We start from the raw sequence: 23751 nt of genomic DNA on the forward strand, positions 1-23751 counted from the left end.
GCCTAGACTAGGGGCCCATGAGCATCGGAGAAGTCACACTCGTCGGAGGGGGCCCGGGCGAATGGGACCTCCTGACCATCCGCGGCCTGCGCGCGCTCGAAGCCGCCGACGTGATCCTCACCGATCATCTCGGCCCCGCCAGCCAGCTTGAGGAGTTCCTGGACGTGTCGAGCAAGGAGCTTATCGACGTCTCCAAGCTCCCCTACGGCAAACAGGTCGCCCAGGAACGTACCAATGAACTGCTGGTGGAACACGCGCTGGCGGGCAAGCGCGTCGTTCGCCTGAAAGGCGGGGACCCGTACGTGTTTGGCCGCGGTTTCGAGGAGCTGCAGGTGTGCGCGGCCGCCGGGGTGCCGTGCCGAGTGGTGCCGGGCGTGACCAGCGCGATCTCAGTACCCGCAGCCGCGGGTGTGCCCGTGACCCAGCGCGGGGTGACGCACTCCTTCACGGTGGTTTCCGGGCACCTCGCGCCGTCGAACCCGAAGTCGCTGGTGGATTGGGAGGCGCTCGCGCGGGTTGGCGGGTCCATCTGCGTGATCATGGGCGTGCGCCACGTCCGCGAAATCGCCGCGGCGCTGGTGGGCGCGGGGCTTCCCCCTTCGACGCCGGCGGTGGCCGTGCAGGAAGGTGAGACTGCCTCGCAGCGCGTCGTGCGCGCAACCGCGTCGACGCTGGCTGATGCGATGGAGTCCGAGGGGATCGCCTCGCCCGCCGTGTACGTGATTGGGGAGGTCGCTGGTCTTGCGAGCGCTGGATAGCCTGATCTGGGACACGGCGCTTGCCGATTGTGCGCCGGATACGTTGCTTATCTGCCACGACCCGACCTTGGATCTGACGCGTCAGGCCGTGCAGGTGGGCGCGCGCGTGGTGTTTCTGGACCCGGACTATGCGCGCAGCCAGGCCGCGTCGGCGCTCGGCGCGGAGATTGCTCGCGACGTGCGGTTGGACGAGCTGCTCGCCGGCCTGGGTTCCGGTGCCGACGTCGCGGTCGGGCTCGGCGAGATGCCGAAGTCCCTGGCCCGCCTGGGCTACCTCGCCCGCAGCATCGCAGGCGCAGGTTTCGCCGAGGCGCGCCTGGTTCTCGGGGCGAACAACAAGCACCTTTCTCGCGGCATGAACTCGGTGCTGGCAGATTCCTTCAATGACGTCCACGGATCGCGGGGGCGCGGCAAGTTCCGGTGCCTGGTGGCGTCGGGGGCGCGCGAGGTCACGTACGAGCCAGTTTCGCAGCGGGGGTTGGTAGCCATCGGCGGCGTCTTCTCCGGCGCCAAGCCGGACCGCGGCGGCGAGCTGCTGCGCTCGTGCCTGCCCGACGCGCCTGGTCGCCTGCTGGACCTCGGTTGCGGCAACGGCTCGGTGAGCAGGGGTTTCGAGGGCGCGGTCGCCACAGATTCTGACGCAGACGCGGTCCTTTCTGCCCGCGCCATCGGCCTAGAGGCCACCTGGGACGACGCCGGCTCGCAGCTGCCGGACGCGTCCTTCGACACCATTGCGCTCAACCCGCCGTTCCACGCGGGCACGACCATCGACGCCACCCTCATCCAGCACCTCCTCGACGCCGGCGCGCGCCTGCTCGCCCCCGGCGGCGATCTGTACGTGGTGCACAACTCGCACCTGCGCTACCGCGGGGAGGTGGAGCGCCGTTTCGGCGAGGTGGAGCAGGTCGCTCGCGACGCGACGTTTACTGTGCTGCGGGCTCGGTAGGGCGATTCAAGGTACCGTAACGTGGTACAACAAGCTGGAGGTGGAAAATGTCTATCAGTGCTTCGGAAGCGCGCCGAACCCTGTTCCCTCTCATTGAGAAGGTGAACCAAGACCGGGACGCGGTCGAGATCGTTTCCCGCAGCGGTAACGCGGTGCTGATGTCCGCGGAGGACTATTCCTCCTGGGTGGAGACCGCGTATCTCTTCCGCTCTCCAGCGAACGCGCGTCGGCTCTTGGAATCCAACGAACAGGCGCGTAGTGGTCAAGCCGTCGCGCATGACATCGACCTGGATGCATGAATGCAGCTCGCCTGAACGCCATACACTTGGGAGGATTACCTCGACTGGCAGCAGAAGGATCGGAAGATCCTGAAACGGGTGAATCAACTGCTCAAAGACATGATGCGTGATCCATTCGAGGGGATTGGTTAGCCGGAGCCGCTGAAATACGGTATTTCCGGAGCGTGGTCACGTCGCATCACCGAAGAGCATCGATTGGTCTACGTCCTTGAAGGCGAAACGCTCATTATTCTGCAAGCCCGGTATCACTACTAATCCGCCCTTCCAAGATCTGCGGCAGCGCCTCCGCCGCCGTCGCCGGCACGACCACGCTGGCCAGGTGCGACAGGTCCGTCGGCTGCGGGGTGACCTCCACGATCGGGATCTCGCGCGCGTGCGCCATCAGCGGCAGTCCCGCGGCGGGGTAGACCACGCCAGAGGTGCCGACGATCAGCAGCGCATCCGCAGTCTTCATGCGCCGCTCCGCCTCGGCCCACTCGTCCTGCGGCAGCGCTTCGCCGAACCAGACCACGCCCGGGCGCACGAGCCCGCCGCACACCGGGCACTCCGGCGGCGCGATGTGCTCGATCGGCTCCTCCGGCAGCGCGATCGGCTCCTCGTACGGGGTGTCGCAGTCGGTGCAACGGAAGGCGAATAGCGAGCCGTGTAGGTGCACGACATCCTCGCTACCTGCTCGTTCGTGCAGGTTGTCGATGTTCTGCGTCGTCACCGTCATGCCCCGCGCCGCCGCAATTGCCCGGTGCCCGGCGTTCGGCTCGGCGCGCTGCGACAGCTGAGCCCGCCAGAGGTACCAGGCGTACATCGTCTCCGGGTCGTCGTGCCATGCGCTTATCGACGCCATCGCCACCGGATCCACACGCTCCCACACCCCAGTTACCGCATCCCGGTACGTGGCGATGCCACTGTCGGCGCTCATGCCGGCGCCGGTGAAGACTTCGACGTGGTTGGCTGCTGTGAGGATCTCGTGGGCGTCGATAAGCATTTGCTCCATGGCCCTAGTCTAGGCTGTCGATGAACTCCAGAGCCTGGCCTTTGTACGTGAAGTTGGGGGTGGCGTTGACAGCGTCGCGCATCACGTCGCGGTAAAACGCCTGGTGCCGCGGATCCTCTTCGTGGAGCTCGTACGCGCGACGGGCCGTATCGGTGGGGAGCAAGCACTCGGTCGGCACCGCGTGCATGCCGAGGTGGGCGCTGCGGGCGCGGGCCTGGGCGGACTCCATGCGCGTGGTGTAGGCGTGATTCGGCTCGTAGGTGACTGCGCGAGCCAAGCCCTCGGCGGCGAGCTGCTCGTTGACGAATATCTCGCCGGCGAAGACAGCGGCAAGCTCGCGGCCGTAGCGGTCCTGGCGCTCCTCGTCGTGCTCGAGGCGCACGCGGGTGCCCGGTGGGGCGAGCTCGGTAAGGCGGTCCGTGGCCTTCTGGTAGAGGCACTCACCCCGTTCAGGAGTGTCGATGTTGAGCAGGCGGACGCGCACGGTCTCCCCGTCGCGGTCGACGTCGAGGGTGTCGCCGTCGACGATCTTGGTCACCGTCGGCTGGTCCTGTCCGGGAAACTGGCAGGCAGTCAGGACAGCGACGGCGAGGACCGTGGCGATGAGGCGGAGCGGGCGCATAGCAGTCTCGCTTACATGACGGCGGCGAAGACGATGCAGGCCACTATGGATGCCGCGAGCGCGATGCCCATCCGCCACAGGTAGCGGCGACTCCGCTCGTGCGCGGTGTTGATCTGGAGCTTGCTTGGGTTGGTGGGGAATACCGCGACCGGTGCCGGATCCTGCGGTTCGCTATAGACGCCCATGCCGCCGGCGTAGCGGAAGTGCTCGTTGCGGGTCTGCTCGTCTTGGTCTGTCGGGAGTGCTTCGACCTGCTTGCTGGCACTGACAGTAAACGCGATGGCGAGCACCACGACGCCGATGGTGAACACGATCCAGACTGCGGGGAGCAGCCAGTTGAACGGCGTGAGGCCGGCTGACGAAAGCGCGCTCAGGCACGTGCACACCGCCATGCCGAAGATGGTTTGGGAGACGAAGGTGGCCGTCTTATCGGTGAGTAGTTCGACACGTGCCGCGTTGGCCTCCGAAAACGGGACCGGGGAAGTGCTCGGTACATCCGTGGTGCGACGAACCATGGCGTGCGGCGGTACGCAGCAGGCAATAGCAACGGACACAGCCGCGCCAATCCACACCAGGGCGGTTGCGCCAAGGAAGGATTTCGGCGTGTAACCGTCCGCGTTGCCGGAGCCATCGAAGTGCACCGGGATCGGATCCGGAACGGTGTCCCATCGCAGCAATACGTACGCCAGCGTGGCGAGGTAGAAAAACGCGGTGGCCGCGTAGTAGTGGCGAGGTTGCATGGGGCGAGCGTAGCAGAGGAATCGGTGGAGGCTGACAGACGGAGCTAGCTCCGTATGTGGGGTGCGGGTTTGGAAAACCCCTGGTGGTGGGTCGGTGTGTCGGGCAGATGGCGCTAGCTCCGTTTGTGGAGAGCCGCGGCCAAAACGCCTGGCGCGGGTTGGCGGTTCAGCTAAACGGAGCTAGCTCCGTTTGCACGATGCCGCCACCAAAACGCCTGGTCGTGAGTTGATGGTTTGGCTAAATGGAGCTAGCGCCATTTGTAGACCGCCGCGGCTAAAACCACAGGTCGCGGTTCGGTGTGTCGGCTAGATGTACTGCTCGGGGACGTTGAGCAATCGTGAGAACGGCGGCTGGTTGTCGCAGGCCGTGTGCGGGCGGTGCTGGTTGTACTGGTGCAGCCAATCCGGCAGGGCGTCGCGTCGTTCTTGCTCGCTGGTGTAGCAGCGGGCGTAGGCCCACCCGTCGGCCATGGTCCGGTGGAAGCGCTCTACCTCGCCGTTGGTCTGCGGCCGGTACGGGCGCGTCCGCTTCGGGGTGATCGAGAGGGCCTCGCGGGTGTCCCGCCATAGGTGCGAGCGATAGGCGCCACCGTTGTCGGACAGCACCCGCTCCACGGCGACGCCGCGATCGGCAAACCACGCCACAGCCCGATGCAGGACCCCGACCGCGGTGACGGCGGTCTCGTCGGCGTGGAACTCGGTGTACGTGACGCGGGAGTGGTCGTCAATGACGGTGTGCACGAACGCGTACCCGAGCCTGGGGTTGTGCCCCTTGCTCTTCGGCTTACCCGGTGTCGCCGTTCGGTTGTGGTCGCCCTGGCGGCGGCCGACGTAGCGCCAGCCGCCGCCGCCGGGGATGTTCCCGAGCTTCTTCACGTTCACGTGGACCAGGGAGCCGGGGTGGGGGTGTTCGTACCGGCGGATCGGTTCGCCAGTCTCGCGGTCCACGTAGGAGAGCCGGTTCAGTCGGGCACCGGCCAAGATGCGGTGGACGGTCGAGGGCGCGATGCCGAGTCGGGCGGCGAGCTGCACGGGCCCTCACGCAGCCGTATCCGCAGGCTGACGCACCGCTTCGTCGTCGCCTTGTCCGTCTTGTTCGGTGAGGTCTTCGGTCGGGACGAGCGATCCTGCATCGACTCGCCGGCGCGATAGCGGTCGACCCACCTCTTCACGGTCGGCCAGGAGACCTGGAAGCGGGCGGCGACTTCGCTGATGGGCCAACCGTCGTCGACGACGAGCTGGGTCACCTTGAACCGATGGCGAGGTGTCAGGGTGGCGTTGGCGTGCATCACTCCTCACCTGCTGCGACGGGCGTCGTCCGCGGCGTTCGGAGTTGCCCCAGGACTGCAAGGAGGATCGTCGTGGCGAGCGGCACGAGTCCGGCGGCGATGAACAAGCTGGCAGCGGCGATGTGTCGGCTGAGGAGTCCGGTGAGTGCGATGGACAGTGGCATGAAGGCGATGGAGATGAAGAAGTCGAGGCTGGCGACTCGGCCGAGCATCTCCAGCGGTACGTGTTCCTGCAGGACCGTGCCCCAGATGACCATCCCGACTCCGATCGACGCACCGTAGACCGCGAGTCCGGCGCTGATGATCCACGGATTGTTGGTGAGCGCGGGGATGGCCAGTGGAAGGCAGCCGAGTGCCCATGCGCTGACCATTACGGGCAGGAAGTGTGAGGGGGTGGGCCATGAGCCGGCGACGAGGGAACCCACCAGACCGCCGACGCCCAGAGCTCCGAGGACGACTCCGTACACAGCCGGACCGTTGTCATGGGTCGAGCGTATGAGCGCGGGCAGGAGAACATCCAGCGGGCCGGTCACGGCCAGGCCCATGGCGGCCGCCAACAGCACGCTGGAGCGAACCCAGCGCGTGCGGGCGACGTAGCCGAACCCGTCGAGCAGATCCCGCAGCGCAGAGGTGGCCGGAGCTTCGGCGTCGGTCTCGGCTGAGCAAGGGGCAGGAAGCCGCAGGGCGGCGATCAGGGCGAGTCCGAGCGCGCCGGCGATGAGGTACCCGCCCGCGGCGGGCACGCTCGCGCCGATGACGGCACCGACGACGCCGGGGGCGAGGGTCTGTCCTACCAGCGGCCGGGTGGTCCCTTCGAGCCCGTTGACGGCCATCAGGTCGTCGCTTCCCACGAGGACGGGCACGAGCGCGGTGTAGGCCGGGAAGAAGAAGGCGGTCGAGACGCCGATGACGAACGCGGACACTGCCAGCATCCAGAAAGTGGCCGCGTCGAAGATGGCGGCGGTGGAGGTCGTCGTCGAGGCGGCGAGGTTGACAGTGAGGACGCCGACGATGATGGACTTCTTGGCGACGCGATCCGCAAGTACCCCGGCGGGCAAGGATCCTGCGAGCAGGCCGATGCCGCTCCACGCCACGACACTCGACAAAGTGGCCGCCGTGGCGCCCAGGTCGAGGGTCTGCATGGCTAAGTAGAGGGCCCAGGCGCCCTGGGCGAAGACGGTGAGCACCATCGCTGCAAACAGCGGTCGGTAGCCGGGGACGGACAAGGGGCGAAGGGGGTTCATGGCAGGTCCTTTGGGGCAAGGCTGAGGTGGGGCCAGTCAGTGAGGTCGTTGAGCATCTGCCGGTCGTGCGTGGCGACGATCGTGGCGCAGGAGGTACGCAGGAGCTCGGTGGTGATGTCGTCGACGAGGCTCGATGACAGATGGTTGGTGGGCTCGTCCAGGAGCAACAAGTCCGGGTCCACCGCCAGGCACATGGCCAGATGGAGACGGCGTTGTTGCCCTTGCGACAGGTGCCCCACGAGTGTGCGGGTTGCCGCGGGCTCAAGCAGCCCGAGTGAGCCGAGGGAGGGTGCCTGTGATCGGCGGCCCTGCGTGGCCAGGTACGTCTCGTAGACCACGTGTGCGGGGAGGGCGTCGTCCCAGTCAGGGACCTCTTGAGACAACAGGGCGACGCGCACCCTCGGGTTCACCCGCAGCTGACCTGTACTTGGGGCCAGTCGCCGACCGAGAAGCCCCAACAGTGTGGACTTCCCAGCACCGTTCGGCCCGGTGACCACCAACCGGTCTCCACCGCTGATGTCCACCGAGACCGGGGTGGTCAACTGGCCAGTCACGGTGAGCATGGAGCCGTTGACGATGTTCTGACCGGTCCGCGCTGTCGATATGGGCCATGCCAACCGCAGCGGTGGCTCTGGCACGTCGATCTGATGACGCTCCAGGTCCACGATGCGGCGGTTGAAAGCCTGGACCACCCCGGCAGCGCGCGTGGCCCGTTGGTGCTTGCCCGTTCCCTTGTCGGGTCGCCAACCGCCTTGCGACAGGCGGGAGCGTGCGTCGGCGGCGGCGCGGGTCAGTTCCTGATGCCGGGCGACCTGGGCGGCATGGTCTTGCTCCCAGGCGGCCCGTTCTCGTTGCCGCCCTTCGATCCAGCCCTCGTAACCGCCCGCGTAGGTGCGCGGAAGGCCATCGCGGGTCGGGTCGAGGTCCAGGAAGCTGGTCGCCACATCGCGCAGCAGGGCGCGGTCGTGGCTGACTAAGGCCAGGCCACCGGGGTGGTCCCGCAGGCGCTCAGTCAGGAAGGACAGCCCTGCAGCGTCCAGGTGGTTGGTGGGCTCATCCAGCAGCAACAGGTCAGGGGACGATCCGAGGGCGACCGCCAGCCGTACCCGGTACCGCTGGCCGACCGACAAGGTCGACAGGACCCGATCGCGGTCGCTACAGGCGTTCAGGCCCGCCAGGGCGATGTCAACACGGCGGTCTGCATCCCAGGCTTCCAGTCGCGTGGCCGCCTCGAGTGCGGCGGAATAGGCGTCGGCCGCGTCATCGCCCGCGGCCAGCGCCGCGGTAGCCACGTCGAGGGCCTGCAGTGCGGCTCTGGATTGGGTGGTCGCCTCGGCAATGAGGTCACCGACCGTGCGATCGCCCTCGGTGGCCATGTCCTGCTTGACCAGGACGAGGGAACCCACCCGGGTCACCACTCCCGAGTCTGGTTTCAAGATCCCCGCCAGTATATGGAGCAAGGTGGTCTTGCCCCGGCCGTTGTCGCCGACGATCGCCAGTCGCGACCCGGTGGAGACGGTGACGTCAGTCTCCCTCAGCAGCGGCCTGTCGCCGAGTGTCAGGTGGAGTGATTCAGCGCGGATGTGTGCAGCGGGCCCTTGGGATGTCCCGATCCAGGCACATGACTTTAAAGGTTCTGTGGTTGGCATTGCGTACTCTCAGCTCGTCATGGAGCCGGGCACCACGAAGCGGCCGCCCGGCAGATGGACAGGACGGCAGACGAGAGGTCATAAGGGGTCCCGCCGCCGTCAGCGGACGGAACGCAGCTTCATCGAGGCGATTCCTGAGTACATGCGGCTGAGCATACAGAGCCCGGGCGATGCCACGCAAGTCAACTAACGTCCCCGGTCAGTACAGCCGGATGGCGCTAGCTCCGTTTGCAGGACGCCGCGACCAAAACGCCTGGTCGCGAGTCGGCGGCGCAGCCAGATGGAGCTAGCGCCATTTGCAGCGCACCGAAACACACAACCCCAAACCGATAGACGAAATAAGCGATGTCTGCTAAAAACAACAGTATGGATTCGGGGAGGAAGCAAGAGCTGGCGAACAAGCTCATGGACAGAAAGTGCGAACAAGATTGGCTCGCGTACCGCAGGTGCCCGGCTGCGTTTCGTAAGGTCTCAACGCGTTTTTTCATCAATGTGGCTGAATGGAAGCAGCTGCGCTATCACGAAAAACGATGGCTGGCGGCTTACGCGGTCGGTTGTACTGTGCCGAAAGCCGTGTTGTCCGGGCGATCGGCGGCGCGCATTCTCGGTATCTGGGTGATTGCGACGACGCCGGAACAAGTAGAGCTGGTATCGCAGCGAGGGAAGGCACCTTCTCGGAAGCAGTGGCCGTCGGGCGTGGTGTACCGGGATAGGTCGCCAGGAAATGCTGCACCTCGCAGCTTCGATCGTCTCCGCACGACGGACCTGATGACAACCGTGTTCGAGATCGCCCTGCGCCACGGCTTCGCAGAAGGGCTCGTTGCGATGGACTGGCTGCTCCGCGAGGGGAGGCCGTAGCCGGGCTGGGCCCTTTCCGCGGCATCGGGACGCTGCACCGCGTTATCGTGCACGCGGTTGATAAATCGCTGTCGCCGTACGAGTCCTATGCCCGCGCGCTCCTGGTGCAGGCGGGCTTCGGCAGTTGGCAGGTCAACGCGCGCATCGCGGTTCCCCAAAAATCTACTTCGTGGACTTGCTGCGTGGCCGCCTCGTCGTCGAGACCGTTGGGGCGCAGAAATACGACGGGACCACCTTCGCCCCGACCGACACGGCGATCCGCGAGGAACGGGAGCGCGAGAAGCACCTACAGAACGCCGGCTACCTGGTGGTGCGCGTCTCCCCCGAGCAGCTGCGTGAGAACGCCTCAGCGTTCCTCGCCACCGTCACCCGCATGCTCGAGCTCGCGGAACTGTATGTCACACGACCAGCGTGACCACGGCACCGTTGACCTCCGCGGTCATGCCGGCGGCGTCGGCAACGTGGGCGACGTCGTCGGGGGAGGTGACGGTGGTGTCGTGAAGCGCGAGGGCTCGGGCGAGCTCGCCCTTGTACTGCTTGTTGAAGTGGCTGACCACCTTGCGCGACCCGTCGGGCTGCACGGATTCGACGCGCACTGTGGCAGCGCCGGGAACGGGGCCGAGCTTCTGGTACGTGCCGGAGCGGAGGTCGACAACGAAGGGGAAGTCTGCGAGGACGTCGGTAATCGCGGTGCCCCAGCGCGACTTCAGCGTGGCGCCGCCGAGTCGGGCGTCGCCGGAGAGCCGGTAACGGGGGATCATATCGCCAGCGCGCACGACGCCAAAGAGCGCGGAGCCCACCGCCAAGCGCTCCAGGCAGGGGGTGGGGAGAGTGGGGGCGGACAGGGCGTCGAAAAGCACGCCCGTGTAGCGGAAGATGGCAGGCATCACAGGAGCCTGCGCCAACCCCAGGTTTTCCTCCGCCTCCGCGCGCTTCGACGCGGGGATTTTCAGCTCGGCCATCATCTCCTCGACCGGGAGCGCCGCGAGGTCGCGAATGAGGCCGGTGCGAATTGGGTCGAGCGCCGGAAAGGACACGCTCATCGGCGCATCCTGGCCGCCGGGCGCCTTGGTCTCTGAAGGCGGGAGGACGATAAGCATGGCTCACAACCTTAGCGCTAGGATAAGCGCCATGATTACACGCCTCTCTCAGCTGTTCCTGCGCACCCTGCGCGAAGACCCCGCCGACGCCGAAGTCCCCAGCCACAAGCTGCTCGTTCGCGCCGGCTACATCCGCCGTGCCGCGCCGGGCGTGTACTCGTGGCTGCCGCTGGGCCTGCGCACGATGCGCAAGATCGAAGGCGTCGTGCGAGAGGAAATGGACGCGATGGGCGGCCAGGAGCTGCTCTTCCCCGCGCTGCTGCCGAAGGAGCCCTACGAAGCGACCAACCGCTGGGACGAGTACGGCGACGATCTGTTCCGCCTCAAGGACCGCAAGGGCGCCGACATGCTGCTCGGACCCACGCACGAGGAAATGTTCACGCAGACGGTCAAGGACCTGTACTCCAGCTACAAGGACTTCCCGGTCACGCTGTACCAGATCCAGACCAAGTACCGCGATGAGGCGCGTCCGCGCGCCGGCATCCTGCGCGGCCGCGAGTTTGTGATGAAGGACAGCTACTCCTTCGACATGTCGGACGAGGGCCTGGACGCGTCGTACGCGAAGCACCGCGCGACCTACCAGCGCATCTTCGGCCGAGTGGGCATCCGCTACGAAATCTGTAAGGCCACCTCCGGCGCGATGGGCGGCTCGGCGTCCGAGGAGTTCCTCGCGTACAGCGAAAACGGCGAGGACACCTTCGTCGTCTCCTCCGAGGGCGACTACGCCGCAAACGTGGAGGCCGTCATCACGGTCCCGCCGGCCGCGACCCCGATCGAGGGCCAGCCGGAGGCGAAGGAGTACGACACCCCGGCCGCCGAGACCATCGACGCGCTCGTCGAGTGGGCCAACAAGGAGCAGGTGCTTATCGACGGCGCGCCCACCCAAGCTTCTGACACCCTCAAGTGCATGATGATCAAGGTCGACGACCCCCGCGCGGTGGACGAGGACGGCAACAAGGTCGGCCCGCAGCTCACCGGCGTCCTGCTGCCCGGTGACCGCGAGCTGGATGAGAAGCGCCTGGAGGCAGCCCTCGAGCCGGCAACCTTCGAGCTGGCCAGCGACGAAGACTTCAAGAACTCCGATTTCCTGGTCAAGGGCTACGTCGGCCCGCGCGCGCTGCAGGCCAACGGGGTGCGCGTGCTCGCGGACCCGCGCGTGGTCGAGGGGTCCAGCTGGATCACCGGCGCGGACGCCCCGCAGAAGCACGTGGTGGGCCTGGTCGCCGGCCGCGACTTCACCGTCGACGCCTTCGTCGAGGCCGCCGAGGTCCGCGAGGGCGACCCGGCGCCGGAGGGCAACGGCACCGTGCGGCTGGCGCGCGGCATCGAGCTGGGCCACATCTTCCAGCTGGGCCGCAAGTACACCGAGGCCATGGACGTCCAGATCCTGGACGAGAACGGCAAGCGCGCCGTGCCGACCATGGGCTCCTACGGCATCGGCGTGTCCCGCATGATGGCGGTCGTGGCCGAACAGCGCCACGACGACAAGGGCTTGGTCTGGCCGGTCGCGATCGCGCCGTACCAGGTACACGTGGCAGTGGCCAACAAGGATAAGGCCGCGCTCGAGGCCGGCGATCAGATCGCCGCGGAGCTCTCGGACGCGGGCCTCGAGGTGCTTTTCGACGATCGCCCCAAGGTCTCCCCGGGCGTGAAGTTCAAGGACGCCGAGCTCCTGGGCATGCCGTTCATTGTGATCCTGGGCCGCGCGTTCGCCGACGGCAACGTGGAGCTGCGCATCCGCGGCGGCGAAACCCTCGAGGTGCCGGCCGGCGAGATCGTGGCGAAGGTCCGCGAGCTGGTCGCGGAGCAGCTGGCGCAGTAGCGCCCTCCGGGCGTGGCTGCCCCGCGGGCGCCGCGCGCCTGCGGCTACGCCCCCTGCGCCTCCGCGGCGAGCTGAATAGACAGGCGGCGGAACTGGGGGCTCTCGGCGTTGGCGGCGGTGGCGCGCCACTGATCCACAAGCGCCTGCTGCTGGGTCTGCGTGTAGGCGCCGGCGGAGGCGACGTCGGCAGGCGCCGGGACGCCCTCGAATGCGTAGCCCGGGGCGGCCTCCGGGACGTCGCCGCTGGGCTCGAGCGCGGTGACGAGGGCGCGCACACGCTCGTCGGAGGCGTCGCGCAGCGCCTCGAGGCGCTGGTCAAGCGCGTCGTCCGCGTACGCAGTGGCCATGGAAAAGCCGTACTGCGCCGCGTACTCCCGGCGCAGCATCTCGCGGGCGGCGTCCAGGTCAGCCTCGTTGGTGATCTCGGAGTCCGCGCCGTCTGCGCTGTCTGCGTCTGCAGCGGGCTCCGTTCCAGCTGCCACGCGTAGATCGATCGCCTGGGCGGTCACCAGCGCGACGGATTCCTCCGGCACGTCCGCGGCTGCCTCCGTGAGCGCGTCCGCCGCGTGGTCGGCCGCGGACACCTCGTCGGGGTTGCCCGCCGACTCGCCGGGCGTGCGTTCCACCTTGCAGGTGCTCGGCAACTCGCCGGACTCGGTGGTGCCGCAGAGGCGCTCAACCTCGTCGAACAGCTGCTGTGCCTGCATGGCGCGGGTGTGGGCGAGCGGGGCGTCGCCAAGCGCCTGCTCATCGGCGATTGCCTGCTGGGCGAGCGCGACGAGGTCGGCGTTGGGGCGCGGCCCGACCACATCGAGTGCGTCGCAGGATGCGAGTGAAAGCGCGACGGGGGCGGACATTGCGAGGGCGACGAGTTTCTTCACCCGCAAAACCGTACACGATAGGGTGGGGGCCATGGCTTTTCCTACACCCGAGCAGCTCGAGGACATTGTCGCCCCGATCGCGCGCAATCACGACCTGGACGTTGAGCAGATCCGCGCCGTGCGCGCCGGCAAGAAATCTCAGGTGGTCATCGCCCTCGACGGCGACGAGCACCCCACCTTGGACGAGCTGGAGGTCGTCTCCAACGAGCTCAGCGAGCTTTTCGACGCCCACGAGTCCGCCGGAGACCTCAACTTCGGCGCCGGCTACACCCTGGAAGTGACCACGCCCGGGGTGGACATGCCGCTGACCGCGCCGCGGCACTGGCGCCGGAACCGTGGCCGCGCCGTCGCCCTGCTGGACGCCGACGGAAAGAAGGAGACGTGGCGCATCGGTGCGCTCAACGATGCTGAGGATCGTGTCGTGCTCATCGAGCGCGGCGCCAAGCAGCCGCGCGTGGAAACCCGCCTGGTTTCCGAAATGCCGAAGGCAGTGGTAGAAATTGAGTTCAAAGCGCCACCGGCTGCCGAGCAGGAGCTGGTCGACGCGGCATACGAAGAAGCAGGAGACGAGTAAGCTCCGGGGCTCACCCGGCTTACCTGGAAGGGATAACAAGTGAATATTGACTTGAACGCGCTCAAAGTGATTGAGGACAAGCAGGGCATCGCTGTCGATGACCTGCTCACCACCATCGCGAGCGCGCTTTTGTTTGCGTACCTGGATTACCGCGACGGGAAGCCGGACGAAAACACCAAGTCTCGCGTGGACATCGACCCGGACACCGGCGATGTGCACGTCATGGTCAGCGAGCTGGACGAGGACGGCGAGGTCGTCTCTGAGTATGACAGCACGCCGGTCAATTTCTCCCGTATTGGCGCCCCGGCGGTGCGCGACGCCATCAAGCGCCGCCTGCGCGAAGCGGTGGCAGGACGTGTCTACACCGCCTACTCCGAGTTCGAGGGCCACGTCGTCTCCGGCGTGGTGCAGCGCGACGCCAACGCGGAGGCACGCGGCCTGACCATCGTCCAGCTGGGCACCGAGGCGGATCCACAGGACGGCATTCTCCTGCCCGCTGAGCAGATCCCGGGAGAGCGCCTCACCCACGGCGACCGCGTCAAGGCGTATGTGGTGGGCGTGAACAAGGGTGGGCGCAATGTGCAGGTCAACCTGTCGCGCACGCACCCGGAGTTGGTGCGCGGCCTGTTCGCGCTCGAGGTGCCCGAGGTTGAGGACGGTTCCGTGGAGATCATCGCGATCGCTCGCGAGGCCGGCCACCGCTCCAAGGTCGCGGTGCGCGCTACCGTCAAGGGCGTCAACGCAAAGGGTGCCTGCATCGGCCCGCGGGGGGCGCGCGTGACCAACATCATGAAGGAGCTGGGCGGGGAGAAGATCGACATCATCGACTACTCCGAGAACCCGGCCACCTACGTGGGCAACTCGCTGGCGCCGTCCAAGGTGGTCAAGGTGGACATCCTGGACCGCGACGCGCAGATGGCCCGGGTGACCGTGCCGGACTACCAGCTGTCGCTGGCCATCGGCAAGGAGGGCCAGAACGCCCGTCTGGCAGCGCGACTCACGGGGTGGAAGATTGACATCCACTCCGACGCCGATACCGACGCAGCCGCGGAGTAGCGGGGGCGTAGCTGGGGAGCGCGTGAGCGTCGACAAGCAATGCCCCGGGGCCGGCAGGAACCCTGCTGACCGCCGTAAGTATTGTTTAGCGCCGCAATGGCGTAGGCTAGGACGCGGCTTATTTCCCGTGCGCCGAGACGTGTCGCGTTCCCGGTCGCAGTAGTTGGGTGTGGGCAGGACTGTACGTCAAGCAACAGGAAGGGTTGTGGATGAGCGTTACGCGCAAGCGTCCCATCCGTACTCGTACCTGCATTGCTACCCGCGACGTGCTGCCCGACACCGAGCTACTGCGACTCGTTCAGGACCCCGATGCGCCCGGCCGGATCCTCGCCGACCCGCGCCGGTCATTGCCCGGCAGGGGAGCGTGGATCACGCCGACGTGGGAAGCAGTCGAGCTGGCGGAGCAACGCCGTGCCTTCGGTAGGGCGTTCCGTCTGTCCGCTCCGGCGGACCTAGGTCATGTACACACGTACCTCGCCAATCTGGCGAACGACCCAACGCAAGTAAGGAAGACCGAACACTGATGAGTACACAACCGTGAAGCAGCATCAGCGATGAAAGTCAATGACCACGTCTAGGGGTCGGTAGCCGCACGAGCCACGGGTTCGGCGGGCACCGTCTCCTAGCACAACAACAAGGAGACACGTGCCCGGAAAGTTACGCGTACACGAGCTTGCCAAGAAGCTTGGCGTTACTAGCAAGGAACTGCTCGCCACGTTGAAGGAACAAGGCGAGTTTGTAAAGACCGCTTCGTCGACCATTGAGTCGCCAGTGGTGAAGAAGATGACGGCCTACTACCAGGAGAAGGAATCCGGTGGGAAGGCCGAGGGCGACAGCGGTGCGAAGGCCGCTCCGAAGCCCGGTGCCCCCAAGCCGGGGGCTGCGAAGCCTGCCGCAAAGAAGCCTGGTGCCCCGAAGCCGGGCGCGCCGAAGCCTGCAGCGAAGAAGCCAGGCCAGGGCGCTCCGGCTGCGCAGGGCGGCGCTCCGAAGCCGGGGGCTGCGAAGCCGGCGGCGAACAAGCCTGGCGCCCCGAAACCGGGTGCGCCGAAGCCTGCGGCGAAGAAGCCGGTCCAGGGCGCTGCGGCTGCGCAGGGTGGTGCTCCGAAGCCGGGTGCTCCCAAGCCTGGTGCACCGAAGCCTGCGGCGAACAAGCCTGGCGCCCCGAAGCCGGGCGCGCCGAAGCCTGCGGCGAAGAAGCCGGGCCAGGGCGCAGCGCCGACGCCGGGTTCGATGCCGCGACCGGTGGCAAAGCCGGGCGGTCGTCCGAAGGTGGCGAACAACCCGTTCTCGTCCAACACCTCCGCTCCGCGCCCGGCGCCGCGCCCCGGTGGCGGCCGTGGCGGCCAGGGCCAGGGCAACCAAGGCGGTGGCCGTGGTCGCGGCCAGGGCGGACAGCGCCCGGGTCAGGGTGGCCAGGGTCAGGGCGGTCAGCGCCAGGGCGGCAATCGTGCTGGTGGCGGCCGTCGTCCGTCGCCCGCTGATATGGCTGCAGCTCCGTCGCCGAAGCAGATGCCGGCGAAGGCTGCCGGTACCCGCGGTGGACGCGGCAACGGTGGCGGCGGTCGCGGACGCGGTGGTGGCCCGGGCGGCCCGAACCGTGGCGGCGGCGGTGGCTTCCGCGGACGCGGCGGTCGTCGCGGTGGCACCGCGGGCGCATTCGGGCGTCCGGGTGGCGCACCGGGGCGTCGTCGCAAGTCCAAGGGCCAGAAGAGGGCCGAATACGAGGAGATGCACAAGCCGAACGTCATCGGTGGCGTTCGTCTCCCGGACGGCGACGGCAAGACCGTGCGCCTGCGCCAGGGCGCGACCCTGTCCGACTTTGCGGAGAAGATCAACGCGGAGGCGTCGGCACTCGTGCAGGCGCTGTTCAACCTCGGTGAGATGGTCACGGCGACCCAGTCGGTGCCGGAGGAGACCCTCCAGCTCCTGGGCGCGGAGATCAACTACGAGGTGAAGATCGTCTCGCCTGAGGACGAGGACCGCGAGCTGCTCGAGTCCTTCGACCTGCAGTTCGGCGAGGACGAAGGCGACGACGAGGATCTCCAGCAGCGTCCTCCGGTCGTGTCCGTGATGGGCCACGTCGACCATGGTAAGACTCGCCTGCTGGACTCGATCCGCAAGGCGAACGTGGGTCGCGGCGAGGCAGGCGGCATCACCCAGGGCATCGGCGCGTACCAGACCGAGGTCACCCTCGAGGACGAGCCGCGCAAGATCACGTTCCTGGATACCCCGGGTCACGAGGCGTTTACCGCCATGCGTGCCCGCGGTGCGAAGTCGACCGACTTGGCCATCCTGGTCGTCGCTGCGGACGACGGCGTCATGCCGCAGACCGTTGAGGCGATCAACCACGCCAAGGCGGCGGACTTGCCCATCGTGGTTGCCGTGAACAAGGTGGATAAGCCGGAGGCACAGCCGGATAAGATCCGCGGCCAGCTCACCGAGTACGGCCTCATCCCCGAGGAGTACGGCGGCGACACCATGTTCATCGACATCTCTGCGAAGCAGGGCACGGGTATCGACGACCTCCTGGAGGCCGTCCTGCTCACCGCCGACGCTGCGCTGGAGCTGACCGCCAACCCGGACATGGACGCGCAGGGCGTGGCCATCGAGTCCCACCTGGACCGCGGACGCGGCCCGGTGTCCACCGTGATCGTGCAGCGCGGTACGTTGCGCGTCGGCGACTCCATCGTCGTCGGTGGCAACTTCGGCCGCGTGCGCCGCATGGTCGACGAGTGGGGCAACGACGTGCAGGAAGCCGAGCCGTCTCGTCCAGTGCAGGTGCAGGGCCTCAACGGCGTTCCCGGCCCGGGCGACAACCTGCTCGTGGTGGAGGACGACCGCGTGGCGCGCCAGATTGCGGCGCAGCGCGACGCCCGCCACCGCGCAGCGATGCAGGCGCGCACGAAGAAGCGTGTCTCCCTGGAGAACCTGGACCAGGCGCTCAAGGAGACGAGCCAGCTCAACCTCATCCTCAAGGGCGACAACGCCGGTTCGGTGGAAGCCCTGGAGGAGGCGTTGCTCAAGATCGAGGTGGACGACGAGGTCGAGGTGAACATCATCGACCGCGGTGTTGGTGCCGTCACCCAGACGAACGTGGTCCTGGCTGCCGCGTCCGACGCGGTCATCGTCGCCTTCAACGTTCGCGCTGAGGGCAAGGCGACCGAGGAGGCCAACAACGAGGGCGTGGAGATCCGCTACTACTCGGTGATCTACGAGGTCATCGACCAGGTGGAGGCCGCGCTCAAGGGCATGCTCAAGCCGATCTACGAGGAGCGCGAGGTTGGTGCCGCGGAGATCCGCCAGATCTTCAAGGCATCCTCCGTCGGCCTCATCGCCGGCTGCATGGTCACCGAGGGCCACGTCAAGCGCGGCGCGAAGCTGCGCCTCGTGCGCGACGGCAACGTCATCACCCCGGATGCAACGATCGAGTCGCTGCGTCGCGAGAAAGACGATGTCACCGAGGTGGCCAAGGGCTACGAATGCGGTATGGTCCTGTCCTACCCGGACATCCAGGTGGACGACCAGATCCAGGTCTACGAGATGGTCGAGGTTCCCCGCGACTAGCGCATAACGCGCAGAAAGAGGGAAGCACGCTGCCCGGCCCCGGCATGACGCTGGAGTGCGGGCAGCGTGGCGTCGATAAGCACATGCGAGCGTCTAGACTAGAGACGCTTACGCGAAGAAGGAGATGATGACATGGCTGAAAACCCGCGCGCACAGCGCCTTGCCAAGCAGATTCACGCGATCGTGGCGTCTGCGATTGAGCGAGAGGTCAAAGATCGGCGTCTGGAGCTGGTCACCATCACCGACGTTCGCGTTACCGGTGACCTGCACGACGCGACTGTGTACTACACAGTGCGTGGTCGCGACATCGACGAGGAGCCGGACTTCGACGCGGCGGCGGAGGCACTCCACCGCGCCCGCGGCCAGCTGCGCAAGAAGGTCGGCGACCAGCTCGCCGTGCGCTTCACGCCGACGCTCGCGTTCGAGCTCGACACCGTGCCGGAGGCCTCCGCGCGCATGGAGGAGCTGTTGAACCGGGCGCGCGCCCGCGACGCGGAGACCGCGCGTCTGCGCGCCAACGCGACTCCGGCCGGGGACGGTAACCCGTACAAGACCAGCGGCGACGCAGAGTCCGGTCAGTAATGGGCGGACTGTTCGCGGACACCCCGGCAGTCGGGGAGCAGCTGGCGCAGGTCGCCGAGGTGCTGCGCGGCGCGGAGCGCATCTCCGTCGTGGCGCACATCAAGCCGGATGCCGACGCAGTCGGCTCCGCGTGCGGCCTGGCGGCGGGGCTGCGCAAGCTGGGCAAGGACGCCCGTGTCTACATCGGGCAGACCTATCCGCACCCGGGCAACCTGCGAACTGTGCCTGGTGTGGACGACATCACCTACGGGTCGCACCTGCCCGCAGACGGCCTCATCGTCACCGTGGACTGCGCGTCCGTGGACCGCACCGGCCTGCTGCGCGAGCAGATCGACGCCGAGCGCGACCGGGTCGTGGTGATCGACCACCACGAGACCAACCCGGGTTTCGGTGCCCACAACCTCATCGCAGATGCTGAGTCCACCACGACCATTATCCGCGCGCTGTTCACGCACCTTGGCGTGGAGCTGGATTCTGAGATCGCGTACTGCCTGTACGCCGGGCTGGTCACCGACACGGGCAGCTTCCGCTGGGGGACACCGCGAATGCACACGCTTGCCGCCGAGCTCATGGAATACGGCCTGGACACCCGGCAACTCACCATGGACTTAATCGATAAAGCGAGCCCCCGCGACCTGCAGATCATGGGCGGAGTGCTGGCGGACCTGCAGAACTTCCGCCAGGAGGGACTCGTTGTCAGCGTGTTCACCATCCCGGCGGAGGCGCTGGCTCGCATGAGCCAGACCACGGTGGAAACCATCATTGATTACGCCCGCGTGCTGGAAGGCTCCGACGTGGGTATGGTGCTCAAGCAGAACGGCCCGAAGCACTGGGCGGTGTCGCTGCGCTCGACTGTGATCGACGTATCCAAGCTGGCCCAGGCCCTTGGGGGCGGCGGGCACATCCCGGCCGCGGGGTACACGGCGTACGGATCGCAGGACATGGTTGTGCGGGACCTGATCGCTGCGCTGCCTACGCGCGAAGAGCGCGCTGCCTCCCAACACGAGCCAGCAGCCCAAAACTTCCCGAACGCTAACCGATAAGGAGAGTGCACGCTGCCGTGATGGCGCAACGCAACGACGCGACGGTCACCCCTGGCAAGATTCTCGCCCTGGCCCTGCCGGCACTGGGTGTGCTGGCGGCCAACCCCCTCTACCTGCTGCTGGACACCGCCGTGGTCGGTCGGCTGGGCACCGCGGAGCTGGCGGCCCTCGCCGCAGGCACCACGATCCAGTCCACGGTGACCACCCAGCTCACGTTCTTGTCCTACGGTACGACCGCGCGCAGCTCCCGCCTGTTCGGCGCGGGGAAGCGCGAGGCCGCCGTGGCGGAAGGCGTGCAGGCCACGTGGGTGGCGCTCGGCGTCGGCTTCGCGCTCGCCACCATCATCTGGTTGTTCGCGCAGCCGATCGCGCTGGCCCTGACTAACGACGCGGCCACGGCCCAGGAGTCCGCGCGGTGGATGCATGTCTCCGCGTTTGCCATCCCGCTTACGCTCATCATCATGGCGGGCAACGGCTGGATGCGCGGTGTGCAAAACACGCGGCTTCCGTTCCTTCTCACACTGTGCGGACTCATTCCGGGCGCGATCGCGCTGCCCATCTTGGTGGGAAAGTTCGGCCTGATCGGCTCCGCGATGGCCAACCTGCTGGGCATGGGGATCACGGCCGCGCTTTTCCTCACCATGCTGCTCCGCGAGCACGCCGGCAGCTGGGGGCCGCGCTGGCGCGTGATGCGTGAGCAGCTCGTCTTGGGGCGCGACCTGATCCTGCGCTCCCTGTCCTTCCAGATCTCGTTTCTCGCCGCGGCGGCGGTGGCCGGCCGGTTTGGCGTCGCGACGCTTGCCGCGCACCAGATCCTCCTGCAGCTGTGGAACTTCCTCACGCTCGTCCTCGACTCGATGGCCATCGCCGCGCAAACGCTCACCGGGGCTTCGCTGGGCAAGGGTCGCGTCGCCGAGGCTCGCTCCGTCGGCGCGCAGGCCACCAGGTTCTCCGTCGGCTTCGGCGTGGTCTTGGCGTTGGTCTTCACGCTTTTCGACGCCCCCCTGCAGTCCATTTTCACCCAGGACCCAGCCGTCCACGACGCCCTCACCATCCCGTGGTGGTTGCTCATCGCCATGATTGTCACCGGCGGCGTCGTCTTCGCCCTGGACGGGGTGCTGCTCGGGGCCGGCGACGCGGCGTACCTTCGCAACATCACCATCGCCTCCGTACTCGGCGCCTTCCTCCCGCTCACGCTGCTGTCGGTGGCGTTCGGGTGGGGCTTGGTCGGCATCTGGGCCGGACACCTCGCCTCGGTGCTGCTGCGCCTGGTCGGTGTAGTCATCCGCTTCCGGGGCGACGACTGGGCACAGACAGGAGCAGAGCGCAAGACCCGAAAGGCGAGCACATGACCACCACCCTCTGGGCAGTGAGCGACCTGCACGCAGCGGTGAAGCGGAATGGGCCGAAGATCGCGCAGATCCAGCCCGCGGACCCGTCGGACTGGCTGATTGTGGCCGGAGACGTGGCGGAACGCCACGAGTTGATCGTGCAGGTGATGGCGGAGCTGGCCGGAAGGTTCGACACGGTGATCTGGGTGCCGGGCAACCACGAGCTGTTCGCCCGCAGCGCGGACCGCTACCGCGGCCGCGATAAGTACACCGCGCTGGTGCAGTCCATGCGCGAGCTGGGCGTGGTCACCCCAGAGGATCAGTTCCCAGTCTTCGGCGGCATTACCGTCGCCCCGCTGTTCACGCTGTACGACTACTCATTCCGTGGCCCCGGAATGACGGTCGAGGAGGCCATCGAGGCGGCGAAGGAAAAGAACATCGTGATGACGGACCAGTACGCCATCGCCCCGTTTGTGGACGTGCGCGCGTGGTGCTGGGATCGTCTCGCGTACACCACGAAGCGGCTCTCACGAATCAGCGGGCCCACCATCATGGTGAACCACTGGCCGCTGGTGCAGGAGCCGACGCTGCGGATGCAGTGGTCCGAGATTGCGCTGTGGTGCGGGACGAGGCATACGCGATCTTGGCCAAAGCGCTACAACGCCCGCGCAGTGGTGTACGGGCACCTGCACATGCCCGGCGTCGTGGAGGTGGACGGCGTGGACCACATCGAGGTCTCGCTCGGGTACCCGCGCGAGTGGCAGCGCCACCCTGCAGGGGTGCAGTTCCCGTACCCGGTCATGGAACTGGGGGCCTAGATGCAGAACCTGGCATTGTTTCCCCCCGAGGCCCGGTTTGTGTACCTGCGCACGGATGAGCGCAGAGACCTGACCCACTACGAGGATCTCCACCCCAGCGAACGAGAGCTTGTCAGCCGCGCCGTGGACAAGCGCAAGGGCGAGTTCGGCGACGCGCGCTGGTGCGCCCACGAGGCGCTCAAGGAGCTGGGCTGCACCGACGCGGGCGTGATTCTGCGCGGCGAGCGCGGGATGCCGCTGTGGCCGCACGGCTACACCGGGTCGCTCACGCATACAACCGGCTTTCGCGCGGCGGTGGCGGCACCGACACGGCACGTACGGTCCATGGGACTCGACGCCGAGCCCGCGGTCCCGCTGCCGAGCGAGGTGGTGCCCCGCATCGCCAGGCCCACCGAGCGGGCGATGCTGCGCGAGCTGGAGGAAGAAGGCTTCGAGTGGGCCAGCAAGCTCCTCTTCTGCGCCAAGGAGGCGACGTACAAGTGCTGGTTTCCCATGACGCGCCGCTGGCTCGGATTCGAGGACGCCGACATCGTGTTGCGCACCGACGGCACGTTTTCGTCCTACATCCTGGCCCGCCCCACCCCGGCACCGCTGTTTGAGGGACGCTGGGTGGTCGGCGACGGCTACATCATCGCCTCCGTCTTCGTGGAGTAGGCGATTTAGCCCAGGGTTGCCGGGCGAGCCACGAACTCCGTGGACAGGCGCTTGCCCTTCTCCTTGACCAGGGCCACGACGCGCCCGTCCGGCCCCTGGGCGGCGTGCACGCCCTGCAGCCCGCGCGGTTCGAGCCATTTCCCCAGCGCGAGTGCCTGGTACTCGTCGTCGCTGACCGGGAGCACCGGCCAGGCGCGAGTGAGCGCCTCGTCCAGGGTGAGCGAAAGGGCGGGGGAGTCTTGGAGGACGGGGAGCGGCGTGGCGTCGGCAAGCGAAAATGCTCCAACGCTGGTGCGGCGGAGTTGCGTGAGGTGACCGCCGACGCCGAGCGCGGCGCCCAGGTCGCGGGCGAGGGCGCGGATGTAGGTGCCGGAGGAGCAGTGGACGGTCACGGTGACGTCGATAAGCGAGCCCTGCCTGCTGACCTCGTGGGTGTCGAAGGCGAAGATGGTGACCGGGCGGGCGGGGATGTCGACGTCTTTGCCCTCGCGGACCAGCTCGTGCGCGCGCTTGCCGTTGATTTTGATGGCGGAGACCGCGGTGGGTTTTTGCATGATGTCGCCGGTCAGGGCAGTGATCTCGGCGGCAATCTGCCCGTCGGTGATGGCTGCTGCGTCATGCTCCGCAGTGAGCTCGCCCTCCGCGTCATCGGTGGTGGTGGACTGGCCGAGCCTGATGGTGGCCTCGTAGCGCTTGTCGTGCGCGACGAGGTGGGCGAGCAGCTTGGTGCCGCGCTCGATCCCGGCGACAAGCACGCCGGTGGCCATCGGGTCGAGCGTGCCGGCGTGCCCCACCTTGCGGGTGGAAAACGCGCGGCGCAGCTTCGCTACAACATCGTGGCTTGTCATGCCCGCGGGCTTGTCTACCACGACGATTCCAGAGGTTGCGAGGGGATCGGTCATGGTTTTCCAGTATGCCGTACGCTATTGC

At 67.3% G+C, this 23751-nt stretch carries 23 protein-coding genes and 2 pseudogenes; 16 read left to right on the forward strand and 9 right to left on the reverse strand.

What is annotated here, in order from left to right; genetic code table 11:
• Positions 1 to 17: 17 nt before the first annotated feature.
• The 4 genes and pseudogenes from cobA to OVO38_RS05335 form a co-directional block, all read left to right on the forward strand.
• On the forward strand, positions 18 to 758 hold the full coding sequence (cobA, locus tag OVO38_RS05320; RefSeq protein WP_122086585.1) for a uroporphyrinogen-III C-methyltransferase: 741 nt from the start codon (positions 18 to 20) through the stop codon (positions 756 to 758).
• A complete protein-coding gene (locus tag OVO38_RS05325; RefSeq protein WP_122086587.1) occupies positions 742 to 1704 on the forward strand; it encodes a class I SAM-dependent methyltransferase in 963 nt (320 codons plus the stop codon). The genes cobA and OVO38_RS05325 overlap by 17 nt, the downstream gene beginning before the upstream one ends.
• 47 nt (positions 1705 to 1751) lie before the next feature.
• Entirely contained in the window at positions 1752 to 2003 is a 252-nt protein-coding gene (locus OVO38_RS05330) for a type II toxin-antitoxin system Phd/YefM family antitoxin (RefSeq protein ID WP_095553987.1), read from the forward strand.
• A gap of 27 nt (positions 2004 to 2030) precedes the next feature.
• A pseudogene (locus OVO38_RS05335) lies at positions 2031 to 2258 on the forward strand (Txe/YoeB family addiction module toxin); the annotation flags it as partial.
• On the opposite strand, the gene OVO38_RS05340 reads toward OVO38_RS05335, so the two are convergent.
• From OVO38_RS05340 to OVO38_RS05365, 6 genes and pseudogenes are all read right to left on the reverse strand, one after another.
• Entirely contained in the window at positions 2230 to 2994 is a 765-nt protein-coding gene (locus OVO38_RS05340) for an NAD-dependent deacylase (protein WP_267207931.1), read from the reverse strand. The pseudogene OVO38_RS05335 and the gene OVO38_RS05340 sit on opposite strands and share 29 nt — an antisense overlap.
• Positions 2995 to 2998: 4 nt before the next feature.
• Complete coding sequence (locus OVO38_RS05345) at positions 2999 to 3616, reverse strand: thermonuclease family protein (RefSeq protein WP_095545880.1); 618 nt, start codon at positions 3614 to 3616, stop codon at positions 2999 to 3001.
• Positions 3617 to 3627: 11 nt separating this feature from the next.
• Positions 3628 to 4356 (reverse strand): DUF1648 domain-containing protein, encoded by a 729-nt coding sequence (locus OVO38_RS05350; RefSeq protein ID WP_095545879.1) that lies wholly within the window; start codon positions 4354 to 4356, stop codon positions 3628 to 3630.
• Between the two features lie 306 nt (positions 4357 to 4662).
• Positions 4663 to 5648: pseudogene (locus OVO38_RS05355) on the reverse strand (IS481 family transposase).
• Positions 5645 to 6889 carry an MFS transporter gene (locus OVO38_RS05360; protein WP_095545878.1) on the reverse strand — a complete coding sequence of 415 codons (1245 nt, stop codon included), beginning with the start codon at positions 6887 to 6889 and terminating at the stop codon, positions 5645 to 5647. Before OVO38_RS05360 ends, OVO38_RS05355 begins: the two are co-directional and overlap by 4 nt.
• Positions 6886 to 8538 (reverse strand): ATP-binding cassette domain-containing protein, encoded by a 1653-nt coding sequence (locus OVO38_RS05365; protein ID WP_095545877.1) that lies wholly within the window; start codon positions 8536 to 8538, stop codon positions 6886 to 6888. Before OVO38_RS05365 ends, OVO38_RS05360 begins: the two co-directional genes overlap by 4 nt.
• Positions 8539 to 8883: 345 nt before the next feature.
• Between OVO38_RS05365 and OVO38_RS05370 the strand changes: the two genes are divergently transcribed.
• The gene (locus OVO38_RS05370) at positions 8884 to 9396 is read left to right on the forward strand and encodes a hypothetical protein (RefSeq protein ID WP_095545876.1); all 513 of its coding nucleotides are present in this window, start codon (positions 8884 to 8886) and stop codon (positions 9394 to 9396) included.
• A 124-nt stretch (positions 9397 to 9520) separates the two neighbouring features.
• A complete protein-coding gene (locus OVO38_RS05375) occupies positions 9521 to 9811 on the forward strand; it encodes a hypothetical protein (RefSeq protein WP_267207932.1) in 291 nt (96 codons plus the stop codon).
• Here OVO38_RS05375 and OVO38_RS05380 read toward each other — a convergent pair.
• On the reverse strand, positions 9795 to 10496 hold the full coding sequence (locus OVO38_RS05380) for a YaaA family protein (RefSeq protein ID WP_267207933.1): 702 nt from the start codon (positions 10494 to 10496) through the stop codon (positions 9795 to 9797). The genes OVO38_RS05375 and OVO38_RS05380 overlap by 17 nt on opposite strands.
• Positions 10497 to 10527: 31 nt before the next feature.
• Here OVO38_RS05380 and OVO38_RS05385 point away from each other — a divergent pair, with 31 nt between their 5' ends.
• Complete coding sequence (locus OVO38_RS05385) at positions 10528 to 12318, forward strand: proline--tRNA ligase (RefSeq protein WP_267207934.1); 1791 nt, start codon at positions 10528 to 10530, stop codon at positions 12316 to 12318.
• A 44-nt stretch (positions 12319 to 12362) separates the two neighbouring features.
• On the opposite strand, the gene OVO38_RS05390 is transcribed toward OVO38_RS05385, so the two are convergent.
• Entirely contained in the window at positions 12363 to 13199 is an 837-nt protein-coding gene (locus tag OVO38_RS05390; protein WP_267207935.1) for a hypothetical protein, read from the reverse strand.
• A 31-nt stretch (positions 13200 to 13230) separates the two neighbouring features.
• Between OVO38_RS05390 and rimP the strand changes: the two genes are divergently transcribed.
• From rimP to OVO38_RS05435, 9 genes are all read left to right on the forward strand, one after another.
• Complete coding sequence (gene rimP, locus OVO38_RS05395) at positions 13231 to 13773, forward strand: ribosome maturation factor RimP (protein WP_095555199.1); 543 nt, start codon at positions 13231 to 13233, stop codon at positions 13771 to 13773.
• Positions 13774 to 13812: 39 nt separating this feature from the next.
• The gene (gene nusA / locus OVO38_RS05400; RefSeq protein ID WP_267207936.1) at positions 13813 to 14829 is read left to right on the forward strand and encodes a transcription termination factor NusA; all 1017 of its coding nucleotides are present in this window, start codon (positions 13813 to 13815) and stop codon (positions 14827 to 14829) included.
• A gap of 209 nt (positions 14830 to 15038) precedes the next feature.
• Positions 15039 to 15353 (forward strand): YlxR family protein, encoded by a 315-nt coding sequence (locus OVO38_RS05405; protein WP_267207937.1) that lies wholly within the window; start codon positions 15039 to 15041, stop codon positions 15351 to 15353.
• A 121-nt stretch (positions 15354 to 15474) separates the two neighbouring features.
• A complete protein-coding gene (gene infB / locus OVO38_RS05410) occupies positions 15475 to 18393 on the forward strand; it encodes a translation initiation factor IF-2 (RefSeq protein ID WP_267207938.1) in 2919 nt (972 codons plus the stop codon).
• Between the two features lie 132 nt (positions 18394 to 18525).
• Complete coding sequence (gene rbfA / locus OVO38_RS05415) at positions 18526 to 18975, forward strand: 30S ribosome-binding factor RbfA (RefSeq protein WP_095545868.1); 450 nt, start codon at positions 18526 to 18528, stop codon at positions 18973 to 18975.
• Positions 18975 to 20018, forward strand: coding sequence for a DHH family phosphoesterase (locus tag OVO38_RS05420; RefSeq protein WP_239214717.1), 1044 nt, complete (start codon positions 18975 to 18977; stop codon positions 20016 to 20018). Before rbfA ends, OVO38_RS05420 begins: the two co-directional genes overlap by 1 nt.
• A gap of 20 nt (positions 20019 to 20038) precedes the next feature.
• Complete coding sequence (locus OVO38_RS05425; protein WP_267207971.1) at positions 20039 to 21370, forward strand: MATE family efflux transporter; 1332 nt, start codon at positions 20039 to 20041, stop codon at positions 21368 to 21370.
• A complete protein-coding gene (locus OVO38_RS05430; protein WP_267207939.1) occupies positions 21367 to 22167 on the forward strand; it encodes a metallophosphoesterase family protein in 801 nt (266 codons plus the stop codon). The genes OVO38_RS05425 and OVO38_RS05430 overlap by 4 nt, the downstream gene beginning before the upstream one ends.
• The gene (locus OVO38_RS05435) at positions 22168 to 22821 is read left to right on the forward strand and encodes a 4'-phosphopantetheinyl transferase family protein (RefSeq protein WP_267207940.1); all 654 of its coding nucleotides are present in this window, start codon (positions 22168 to 22170) and stop codon (positions 22819 to 22821) included.
• Positions 22822 to 22826: 5 nt separating this feature from the next.
• Here the strand turns inward: OVO38_RS05435 and truB are convergent, their stop codons facing one another.
• Positions 22827 to 23723 (reverse strand): tRNA pseudouridine(55) synthase TruB, encoded by an 897-nt coding sequence (gene truB / locus OVO38_RS05440; RefSeq protein WP_095545864.1) that lies wholly within the window; start codon positions 23721 to 23723, stop codon positions 22827 to 22829.
• Positions 23724 to 23751: the final 28 nt, after the last annotated feature.

This window comes from Corynebacterium sp. Marseille-P8863 (genome assembly GCF_946902955.1).
GTDB classification, from domain to species: Bacteria; Actinomycetota; Actinomycetes; order Mycobacteriales; family Mycobacteriaceae; genus Corynebacterium; species Corynebacterium gottingense.

Bases quoted from the DNA above. Each gene is read 5' to 3' on its own strand.
- OVO38_RS05435 (WP_267207940.1), top strand. From the start codon at position 22,168: ATGCAGAACCTGGCATTGTTTCCCCCCGAGGCCCGGTTTGTGTACCTG.
- cobA (WP_122086585.1), top strand. From the start codon at position 18: ATGAGCATCGGAGAAGTCACACTCGTCGGAGGGGGCCCGGGCGAATGG.
- OVO38_RS05330 (WP_095553987.1), top strand. From the start codon at position 1,752: ATGTCTATCAGTGCTTCGGAAGCGCGCCGAACCCTGTTCCCTCTCATT.
- OVO38_RS05405 (WP_267207937.1), top strand. From the start codon at position 15,039: ATGAGCGTTACGCGCAAGCGTCCCATCCGTACTCGTACCTGCATTGCT.
- OVO38_RS05360 (WP_095545878.1), bottom strand. From the start codon at position 6,889: ATGAACCCCCTTCGCCCCTTGTCCGTCCCCGGCTACCGACCGCTGTTT.
- OVO38_RS05350 (WP_095545879.1), bottom strand. From the start codon at position 4,356: ATGCAACCTCGCCACTACTACGCGGCCACCGCGTTTTTCTACCTCGCC.
- OVO38_RS05340 (WP_267207931.1), bottom strand. From the start codon at position 2,994: ATGGAGCAAATGCTTATCGACGCCCACGAGATCCTCACAGCAGCCAAC.
- OVO38_RS05365 (WP_095545877.1), bottom strand. From the start codon at position 8,538: ATGCCAACCACAGAACCTTTAAAGTCATGTGCCTGGATCGGGACATCC.
- rimP (WP_095555199.1), top strand. From the start codon at position 13,231: ATGGCTTTTCCTACACCCGAGCAGCTCGAGGACATTGTCGCCCCGATC.
- truB (WP_095545864.1), bottom strand. From the start codon at position 23,723: ATGACCGATCCCCTCGCAACCTCTGGAATCGTCGTGGTAGACAAGCCC.
- OVO38_RS05420 (WP_239214717.1), top strand. From the start codon at position 18,975: ATGGGCGGACTGTTCGCGGACACCCCGGCAGTCGGGGAGCAGCTGGCG.
- OVO38_RS05385 (WP_267207934.1), top strand. From the start codon at position 10,528: ATGATTACACGCCTCTCTCAGCTGTTCCTGCGCACCCTGCGCGAAGAC.
- OVO38_RS05425 (WP_267207971.1), top strand. From the start codon at position 20,039: ATGGCGCAACGCAACGACGCGACGGTCACCCCTGGCAAGATTCTCGCC.
- OVO38_RS05380 (WP_267207933.1), bottom strand. From the start codon at position 10,496: ATGCTTATCGTCCTCCCGCCTTCAGAGACCAAGGCGCCCGGCGGCCAG.
- OVO38_RS05430 (WP_267207939.1), top strand. From the start codon at position 21,367: ATGACCACCACCCTCTGGGCAGTGAGCGACCTGCACGCAGCGGTGAAG.
- OVO38_RS05345 (WP_095545880.1), bottom strand. From the start codon at position 3,616: ATGCGCCCGCTCCGCCTCATCGCCACGGTCCTCGCCGTCGCTGTCCTG.
- OVO38_RS05370 (WP_095545876.1), top strand. From the start codon at position 8,884: ATGTCTGCTAAAAACAACAGTATGGATTCGGGGAGGAAGCAAGAGCTG.
- rbfA (WP_095545868.1), top strand. From the start codon at position 18,526: ATGGCTGAAAACCCGCGCGCACAGCGCCTTGCCAAGCAGATTCACGCG.